Here is a 2,478-nt window from a genome sequence, read left to right as displayed (position 1 = left end):
CCCGACCAGGTCCCGGAGGCGTCCACGACGGCCCGGGCCCGGAGGCGGAGGCCGCCCTGCGGCGCCCGGACGTGGACCACGAACGGGGCCTCGTCGCGCCCGGAGTCGACCATCACGTCGCGGTCGAGCCGCGTCACGCCGGTGACCTCGTGCCGCAGGCGGACGGCGTCGCCCAGCGACGCGGCGAGCGGTTCCAGGTAGCGGTCGGCCCAGTCGGCCCCGGTCGGGAAGCCGCTCGCGTCGGGAGAGTCCCAGCCGGCGGCGTCCAGCATCCGGGCCGCGGCCGGGTCGACCAGCTCCGACCACGGCGAGAACAGCCGGACGTGACCCCACTCGCGGACGGCTGCGCCGGCGCCTTCCCCACGTTCCAGCACCACGGTGTCCACGGAGCGCTCACGCAGGTGGGCGGCGACGGCGAGACCGACGGGCCCCGCTCCGACGACGACGACGGGCAGCTCAGCCACGGCGCACCTCCACGCCCAGCGAGGCCAGCAGGCCCTCGACGCGGCGGCGGACCTCGTCGCGCACGCCGCGGACGACCTCGAGGCCCTGTCCGGCCGGGTCGGTGAGCTCCCAGTCCTCGTAGCGCGTGCCGGGGAAGAAGGGGCAGGCGTCGCCGCACCCCATCGTGACCACGACGTCGGAGGCCTGCACCGCGTCGTCGGTCAGCACCCGGGGCGTCGCGGCGGCGATGTCGACGCCGACCTCGGCCATCGCCTCGACGGCCACCGGGTTGACGCTGTCCGCCGGCTGGGACCCGGCCGAGCGCACCTCGACGCGGTCGCCGGCCAGGTGGGACAGGAAGGCGGCGGCCATCTGGGACCGGCCGGCGTTGTGCACGCAGACGAACAGGACGGAGGGTCGGTCGGCCATGGCGGCTCCTCGGGCGGGCATTCATCGATGTCTGTCGATGGAAGCCTACCAAGACATCGATCGACGTCGATGCCTTGGCTAGGCTGGGCCCATGACCACCGTGGAGCGAGACGGCTGCTGCGCCCCGATCACCGCCGAGACGCTGCCCGACGACGCGGCGCGCCGGCTGGCCGCGCGGTTCAAGGCGATCGGCGAGCCGACCCGGCTGCGGCTGCTCTCGCTCGTCGCCGCCCAGGACGGCGCCGAGGCGTGCGTGTGCGACCTGACCGCTCCGGTCGGGTTGTCCCAGCCGACCGTCTCGCACCACCTGAAGGTGCTGGTCGACGCGGGCCTGCTGACTCGCACCAAGCGGGGCGTGTGGTCGTACTACGCCCTGGTTCCCGGGGCTCTGGACGACCTCGCGGACGTGCTGCGGTCGAGCGCCAGGGCCTAGACCTCGGCGGCCTCGGCCCGGCGCCCCATGCGTCCGGCCAGCCAGGCGCACACCACGAGCTGGAGCTGGTGGTAGAGCATGAGCGGCAGCACGGCGAGGGCGAAGTCGTCCGAGGCGAACAGCACCGACATCATCGGCAGGCCGGCCGCCAGGCTCTTGTGGCTGCCGCAGAACAGCAGCGGCACCCGGTCGCTCCAGGCCAGCCCGATCACGCGGCCGAGCAGCACGCACAGGCCGAGGGCCGCCGCGAGCAGCACCGCGCAGGCCGCCACCACCACGAGCGCCGAGACGACGTCGACGTGGCTCCACACGTCCGCCTCGGCACCCTTGCTGAACGCCGCGTAGACCACGAGCAGGATCGTGAGCCGGTCGTAACGCCCGAGCACGGGGTGCCAGCGCGTCACCGCCGCCGCGGTGAGCGGACGGCTCAGCGTCCCGACCACGAACGGCACCAGCAGCTGCAGGACGATCGCGAGCACCGTGGAGCCGCTGACGGAGACGTCGCCGCTGCCGGCCAGGAGCAGGCCGACGAGCAGCGGGGTGAGCGCGACGCCGAGCAGGTTCGACAGCGACGCCCCCACGACGGCGCCGGCGACGTTGCCGCGGGCGATGCCGGTGAACGCCACCGACGACTGCACCGTGGACGGCACTAGCGTCAGCAGCAGGACGCCCGTCGCCAGCCCGGCCGGGAGCACCGGGTCGGTCACCAGCCGGCCGAGCAGGCCGAGCAGCGGGAAGGCGACGTAGGTCATGGCCAGGATCGCCAGGTGCAGGCGGACGTTGCGCAGGCCGTGCCAGGTCTCGGCGGGCGACAGCCGGGCGCCGTAGAGGAAGAACAGCAGCGCGACGGCGACCTTGACGACGACGTCGAGCACGTCGAGCCCGTCGCCGGTGACCGGCAGGAACGTGCCCAGCAGGGCGACCGCGAGGAGGACGAGCAGGAAGGGGTCGAGACGCAGCCGCACACGTGAACCCTAGGGGAGACGTCCCCGGGTGGCCTCCACGTCCTAGGCTGGCGGTGTGACCGAGCGCATAGTCATCATCGGGGTCGGCGTGATGGGCGAGACCATCGTGTCCACCCTCCTGGCCGCCGGGGTCGAGCGCCGGGTCGTCGCCGTCGAGAAGCGGCCGAGCGGCCGCCGAGCTGCGCGAGCGGCACGGCATCGACGGCG

5 protein-coding genes are annotated in these 2,478 nt (G+C 74.0%); 2 read left to right on the top strand and 3 right to left on the bottom strand.

The features are described 5' to 3' along the window. Positions 1-464 (bottom strand): FAD-dependent oxidoreductase (locus AC2W7G_RS13680; protein ID WP_485868921.1); only part of this gene is annotated, 464 nt, incomplete at its 3' end. Beyond that, positions 457-873, bottom strand: a complete 417-nt coding sequence (locus tag AC2W7G_RS13675) for an arsenate reductase ArsC (RefSeq protein WP_485868920.1) — start codon at positions 871-873, stop codon at positions 457-459. The genes AC2W7G_RS13675 and AC2W7G_RS13680, both read right to left, overlap by 8 nt. A gap of 91 nt (positions 874-964) precedes the next feature. On the opposite strand from AC2W7G_RS13675, the gene AC2W7G_RS13670 reads away from it, so the two are divergent. Further along, positions 965-1,306 carry an ArsR/SmtB family transcription factor gene (locus tag AC2W7G_RS13670; RefSeq protein ID WP_485868919.1) on the top strand — a complete coding sequence of 114 codons (342 nt, stop codon included), beginning with the start codon at positions 965-967 and terminating at the stop codon, positions 1,304-1,306. On the opposite strand, the gene AC2W7G_RS13665 is transcribed toward AC2W7G_RS13670, so the two are convergent. Further along, entirely contained in the window at positions 1,303-2,271 is a 969-nt protein-coding gene (locus AC2W7G_RS13665) for a bile acid:sodium symporter family protein (protein WP_485868918.1), read from the bottom strand. The two genes, AC2W7G_RS13670 and AC2W7G_RS13665, sit on opposite strands and share 4 nt — an antisense overlap. A 55-nt stretch (positions 2,272-2,326) precedes the next feature. On the opposite strand from AC2W7G_RS13665, the gene AC2W7G_RS13660 reads away from it, so the two are divergent. Then, a partial coding sequence (locus tag AC2W7G_RS13660; protein ID WP_485868922.1) for an NAD(P)-binding domain-containing protein occupies positions 2,327-2,478 on the top strand: 152 nt, incomplete at its 3' end.

This window comes from Aeromicrobium sp. PFPM2_SD2 (assembly GCF_057364525.1).
The sequence above is the reverse complement of the archived record's forward strand: the minus strand, read 5'-3'. Positions and strand labels throughout refer to the sequence as shown.